This window comes from Paraburkholderia bengalensis (genome assembly GCF_037126505.1).
In the GTDB taxonomy this organism is placed as follows: domain Bacteria; phylum Pseudomonadota; class Gammaproteobacteria; order Burkholderiales; family Burkholderiaceae; genus Paraburkholderia; species Paraburkholderia bengalensis.
The window spans coordinates 75,870-82,044 of record NZ_JACFYJ010000031.1 but is presented as its reverse complement, the minus strand read 5'-3'; the positions used below and the strand labels follow the sequence as shown (position 1 = coordinate 82,044).

At 64.2% G+C, this 6,175-nt stretch carries 6 protein-coding genes; 3 read left to right on the top strand and 3 right to left on the bottom strand.

The genetic code is table 11. From position 1 onward, the window contains the following. Positions 1-120 (bottom strand): proton-translocating transhydrogenase family protein (locus H3V53_RS19655; protein ID WP_336599390.1); only part of this gene is annotated, 120 nt, incomplete at its 3' end. A gap of 17 nt (positions 121-137) precedes the next feature. Beyond that, the gene (locus H3V53_RS19650; protein WP_336599388.1) at positions 138-1,280 is read right to left on the bottom strand and encodes a Re/Si-specific NAD(P)(+) transhydrogenase subunit alpha; all 1,143 of its coding nucleotides are present in this window, start codon (positions 1,278-1,280) and stop codon (positions 138-140) included. A 279-nt stretch (positions 1,281-1,559) separates the two neighbouring features. On the opposite strand from H3V53_RS19650, the gene H3V53_RS19645 reads away from it, so the two are divergent. From H3V53_RS19645 to H3V53_RS19635, 3 genes are all read left to right on the top strand, one after another. Then, a complete protein-coding gene (locus tag H3V53_RS19645; protein WP_336599387.1) occupies positions 1,560-2,057 on the top strand; it encodes an NUDIX hydrolase in 498 nt (165 codons plus the stop codon). A gap of 42 nt (positions 2,058-2,099) precedes the next feature. Beyond that, positions 2,100-3,251, top strand: coding sequence for a tRNA 2-thiouridine(34) synthase MnmA (mnmA, locus tag H3V53_RS19640; RefSeq protein WP_336599386.1), 1,152 nt, complete (start codon positions 2,100-2,102; stop codon positions 3,249-3,251). A 371-nt stretch (positions 3,252-3,622) separates the two neighbouring features. Beyond that, entirely contained in the window at positions 3,623-5,233 is a 1,611-nt protein-coding gene (locus tag H3V53_RS19635; protein WP_336599385.1) for an FMN-binding glutamate synthase family protein, read from the top strand. A gap of 95 nt (positions 5,234-5,328) precedes the next feature. Here the strand turns inward: H3V53_RS19635 and loiP are convergent, their stop codons facing one another. After that, a complete protein-coding gene (loiP, locus tag H3V53_RS19630) occupies positions 5,329-6,084 on the bottom strand; it encodes a metalloprotease LoiP (RefSeq protein WP_336599384.1) in 756 nt (251 codons plus the stop codon). Positions 6,085-6,175 lie beyond the last annotated feature (91 nt).

Here is a 6,175-nt window from a genome sequence, read left to right as displayed (position 1 = left end):
GGTCACGGCCATCAGCGGCGTATGCAGCGCCGGCGTCACGTTCCAGACGACGTGGTAGCCGACGTAGATCGCCAGCACGAAAATGATCAGGTTGATCACGGTATGGTTGATGACTTCCATCACCCGTCTCCTATTCTTTATGCCTTGCGCGCGACTTCACCGTCGCGGGCCAGCAGCGTGGCCGCGACGATGTCGTCGGCGAGATCGATGTTGAGCGTGCCTTCCTTCGTGATGATCAGCTTCAGGAAGTCGAGCAGATTGCGCGCGTACAGCGCCGATGCGTCCGAGGCGACCATCGAAGCGAGATTCGTATGGCCCGCGATCGTCACGCCATGCTTGACGACGACCTTGTCGGCTTCCGTCAGCGGACAGTTGCCGCCGCGCTGGCCTTCGTGCTCGGGGCCGCGTCCCGCCGCGAGGTCGACGAGCACGGAGCCCGGCTTCATCGCCTGCACGGTATCGACGGAGATCAAGGTTGGCGCGGCACGGCCGGGAATCAGCGCCGTCGTGATGACGATGTCGGCCTGCTTGGCGCGCTCGTGCACCAGCGCGGCCTGACGCGTAAGCCACGAGGGCGGCATCGGCCGCGCGTAGCCGCCGACGCCAACGGCCGCTTCGCGTTCCTCATCGGTTTCGTACGGCACATCGAGAAACTTCGCGCCGAGCGATTCGATCTGCTCCTTCACGGCAGGCCGCACGTCCGACGCCTCGATCACGGCGCCCAGCCGCTTGGCCGTCGCAATGGCCTGCAGGCCCGCGACGCCCGCGCCCAGAATCAGCACGCGCGCCGCTTTCACGGTGCCCGCCGCCGTCATCAGCATCGGCATGAAGCGCGGGTACAGGTCAGCGGCCAGCAACACGGCCTTGTAGCCCGCGATGTTGGCCTGAGACGACAGTACATCGAGGCTTTGCGCGCGCGTCGTGCGTGGCGCGGCTTCGAGCGCGAACGCAGTGATGCCCGCCGTTGCTAGCTTCGATGCGTTTTCGGCATTAAACGGCTCCAGCATGCCGACCAGCACGGACCCGCGTTTAAGAAGCGGGAGTTCTGAATCGGTGGGGCTTTGAACCTTGAGAACGAGCTCTGCGCCGAATGCGGTAGGCGCATCGACGATCTCTGCGCCGGCAGCGGCATACGCGTCGTCCGGATAGCTCGCGGCCGTTCCTGCGCCGCCTTGTACGGTAACTCTATGGCCCTGCGACACGTACTTCCTGACCGTCTCGGGCGTCGCGGCGACGCGTGTTTCGTACAGCCGCGTCTCGGCTGGCACTCCGATGTGCATCGTGAATCCTCCTCGACCATCCTGTTATGAAAATCTGGAATCGCCGACGAAGGGCAACGCCGGCAATGCAATAGGGCAAGTGCAACGGCAAGGCACGGCTGGGGCTTCAGCCACGATGTCCACTTTAACCGAAGTCCAGGGGCAGATCGAAATTGGTAACGATCCCGGTATTCAGGAAGGCGATCCTTCCATCTTTCCGTGCCTTTTTGACCGACCTGTGCTAGGGCCTGCTCGCCGGGCGCCGGCAAGCAGGCGCCATAAACGGTAAAATAGCGGCCCATGAAACCGGAAACCTGGGCTCCGCACGTGACGGTGGCGGCTGTCGTCGAGCGCGATGGGCGCTTTTTGCTGGTCGAAGAACACTCGCCCGCCGGGCTGCGTCTGAACCAGCCCGCCGGGCACCTGGAAGCGGGCGAATCGCTCGCGCAAGCGGTGATCCGCGAAACGCTCGAAGAAACGGCGCAGCCGTTCACGCCCGAGGCGCTGGTGGGTGTGTACATGACGCATTTCAGCCGGCCGGAAACGGTCGATGGCCCGGCGAGCGGCGTCACGTATCTGCGTTTTACGTACTGCGGCTCGGCGGGCGGCCCGCGCATTGAAGGCCGCGCGCTCGATCCCGATATCGTCCGCACGCTATGGATGAGCGCCGACGAACTGCGCGCGTGCCCCGAGCGGCATCGCACGCCGCTCGTGATGCAATGTATCGACGATTACCTCGCAGGCCGGCGTTTCCCGCTCGACTTCGTGCAAACGCATTCGGTCGGGCCCTCCCGATAGAACGCGTGCTTCGGCACGAACGAAAGCTGTAGGCAGATTCAGATGAGCAAAAAGAAGGTAGTGGTAGGCATGTCGGGCGGCGTCGATTCGTCCGTCACGGCGTGGCTGCTGAAGGAACAGGGCTACGACGTGGTCGGCCTGTTCATGAAGAACTGGGAAGACGACGACGACAGCGAATACTGCTCGACGCGTCAGGACTGGATCGACGTCGTGTCGGTCGCGGACCTGATCGGCATCGACGTCGAAGCCGTCAATTTCGCGGCCGAATACAAGGACCGCGTGTTCACCGAATTCCTGCGCGAATACTCGGCGGGCCGCACGCCCAACCCGGACGTGCTGTGCAACGCCGAAATCAAGTTCAGGGCGTTCCTCGATCATGCGATGTCGCTCGGCGCGCAAACCATCGCGACGGGCCACTACGCGCGCGTGCGCGAGGTCGACGGCCGCTTCGAACTGCTCAAGGCGCTCGATCACACGAAAGACCAGTCGTACTTCCTGCACCGGCTGAACCAGGCGCAACTGTCGAAAACACTCTTCCCGCTCGGCGAAATTCCGAAAACGAAGGTGCGCGAGATCGCCGAACAGATCGGCCTGCCTAACGCGAAGAAGAAAGACTCGACGGGCATCTGCTTCATCGGCGAGCGGCCGTTCCGCGACTTCCTCAACCGCTATCTGCCGACCAGGCCCGGCCCGATGAAGACGACGGACGGCAAGACGGTCGGCGAGCACATCGGCCTCGCGTTCTACACGTTCGGCCAGCGCAAGGGCATCGGCCTTGGCGGCAGCAAGGACGGCAGCGGCGAACCGTGGTTCGTCGCGGGCAAGGACATCCCGTCGAACACGCTCTACGTCGCGCAAGGACACGACCATCCGTGGCTGCTCAGCCATACGCTGACGGCGGGCAACACGAGCTGGGTCGCGGGCCACGCGCCCGCAGCAGGCCATGCGTGCGCGGCGAAGACGCGTTATCGCCAGGCGGACGCGGCATGCACGTTCGGCGCCGTCGAAGGCGCAGACAGAAACGCCCTCTTCTCCCTTCACTTCCCCGACGCCCAATGGGCCGTCACACCCGGGCAATCGGCCGTGCTCTACGACGGCGACGTGTGCCTGGGCGGCGGCATCATCGAGCACGCAGCCACGGCTCAGCCCGTCGCCCGCCAGGCCCAGAAGGCGGCCCTGCTGACGGCGCGCTGAGACCTGCCGGTAAAGGCTCGCGGCGATGATCCACGAGCCTGTCGCCGCCGATACCGCTGCATCAATTTACGGATCGTTGTATCTTCCGGGCGACGGTTGTCCCGCCGCCCGGCTTATGTCATGCGATGCGCGCCCGATCCGGGCCGCAGCGCCTGGGCGCAACGCCTGACCGCTGCGTGCCGCTGCAACGCACCGCAAAGCCACTGGCACGCCGATGCAAAGCCGATGTAAACCGGCCGGACGTGGACAACCCGCCGTACTGTCTCGCCGCGCGATCCATTGCATGGCCGCTCGCCCGCTTCGACGCAAGCACAGGTGCGAACGTCCACGGCATGTATCCGCAGCAGCGAAATCACTGCAATGGAGTTGTCATGTTTTCTCGACGTTATCTGGCGATGTGGGGTGCCATCCTGCTGCTCGCGGCCTGCGCGACGCTTGGGGCAGCCGGTCAAATCGCGTGGCTGTGGATCATCTTGCCCGCGCTGCTCGTGGCGCTTGGTCTGTACGACCTGACGCAGGAGCGCCACGCGATCCTGCGCAACTATCCGCTGTGGGGCCATCTGCGCTTCCTGTTCGAATTCATCCGGCCCGAGATCCGCCAGTATTTCGTCGAGGACGACACGGAAGAAAAGCCGTTCTCTCGCGCGCAACGCAGCATCGTCTATCAGCGCGCGAAGAACGAAGTGGACAGCCGCCCATACGGCACCGAAGTCGACGTGAAAGCGGCCGGCCACGAATTCATCAGCCATTCGCTCGTGCCGACGAAGATCGACGGCCACGATTTCCGCGTCACGGTCGGCGCGAACCGCGCGCAGCCGTACTTGATGTCGATCTTCAACATCTCGGCGATGAGCTTCGGCTCGCTGTCGGCGAACGCGATCCGCGCGCTGAACCTCGGCGCGAAAAAAGGCAACTTCGCGCACGACACGGGCGAAGGCTCGATGTCGAAATATCACCGCGAGCATGGCGGCGACATCATCTGGGAGATCGCGTCGGGCTACTTCGGCTGCCGCAACGACGACGGCACTTTCAGCGCCGACAAGTTCGCGAAGCAGGCAAGCGAGCCGCAGGTGAAGATGATCGAAGTGAAGCTGTCGCAAGGCGCCAAGCCCGGCCACGGCGGCGTGTTGCCCGCCGCGAAGATCACGCCCGAAATCGCCGAAACGCGCGGCGTGCCGATGGGCCGCGACTGCATCTCGCCCGCCACGCACTCCGAATTTTCGACGCCGCGCGAACTGCTCGAATTCGTCGAGCGGCTGCGCAATCTGTCGGGCGGCAAGCCGACGGGCTTCAAGCTGTGCATCGGCCATCCGTGGGAATTTTTCGGCATTGCCAAGGCCATGCTGGAGACGGGCATCCTGCCCGACTTCATCGTAGTCGACGGCGCGGAAGGCGGCACGGGCGCGGCGCCGCTCGAATTCACCGATCACATCGGCGTGCCGTTGCAGGAAGGGCTGCTGCTCGTGCACAACACGCTCGTCGGCATCGGGCTGCGCGACAAGATCCGCGTCGGCGCGAGCGGCAAGATGATCACGGCGTTCGATATCGCGAAAACGCTGGCCATCGGCGCCGACTGGGTGAACGCGGCGCGCGGCTTCATGTTCGCGGTCGGCTGCATTCAGGCGCAGACGTGCCACACGGGCCGCTGCCCGACGGGCGTCGCGACGCAGGACCCGGTGCGCCAGCGCGCGCTGATCGTCACCGACAAATCCGACCGCGTGTTCAACTTCCATCACAACACGCTGCACGCGCTGCAGGAAATCGTCCAGGCGGCGGGCCTGCGTCACCCGGCCGATCTGCGCGCGCATCACATCGTGCGGCGCGTGTCGTCGTATGAAGTGCGGCTGATGTCCGATCTGTTGAAGTATCTCGAGCCGAACGATCTGATCAACGGCAACTACCGATATACGCTGTATGAGAAGTATTGGCCTGTCGCGCGCAGCGATTCGTTCGCGCCGGATCTCGAAGCCGTGACCGCCTGATAGCCTGATCGCCTGATCGCCTCTGAGCGAAGGCCAGGAAAAAGCGCGCGTTGGATGAGAGTCCAACGCGCGCTTTCTGATTTGCGCTTGCCGCGTTACTTGTTCGACGCGAGCCGCTGTTCGATATGCTGCGCGCGCGCCGCCGATGCCGGATGCGAACTCAGCATGCTCGACTTGCCGCCATCGAGCTTCGCGAGCTTGTTAAACGCGCTGACGAGGCCGGACGGGTCCTGGCCCTTCTTCTTCTGGATATCGAACGAATAGTCGTCGGCGGCCGATTCCTGCGACTGCGAGAACTGGGCGTTGACGAGCTTCTCGGAGAAGTCGCCGAGCTGCGAAGCTGAAATCGCCCCCGTGATGCCGCCCGCCGACGACGCCACCGAGCGCAGCGCCGACGTTGCATACGCAACCTGCATCGCTTTCTTCGTATGGCCAAGCGCGACGTGCCCCATCTCGTGACCGACGACGCCGCGCACTTCGTCGTCCGTCATCATGTCCATCAGGCCGCTATAAACGCGCACGCAGCCGTTCGCCATCGCCCAGGCGTTGACGTCCTTCGTGATGTAGACCTTGTAGTTGACGGGCACGCCGTTGATGTTGTCGCCCAGCTGCGCGGCGATCTTGTTCAGGCGCTTCGCGTAGGCGCTGCCGGCGGGCGCCACCCGGTTTTCGGAATCGAGCTGCGCGCACGACTTGTCGGATAGCGTGCGCACGTCGGCATCCGTCAGCGATGCGGCCTGAAAGGCCTGCGAACCGGATTGAACGAGAGAGCTGGGATCGAGGCTCGCGCCCGAACAGGCGGCGAGTACGCCGCATGCGGCGGCTGCGAGAGTGACACGGATCGTTTTCATCGTCGGACGTCCCCTTTGACGGATGTTATTGATGGGTAACCGCGGGGCAACCGCGGATCACCGCACGAGACGTCCTCGATGCCTGCTAGCG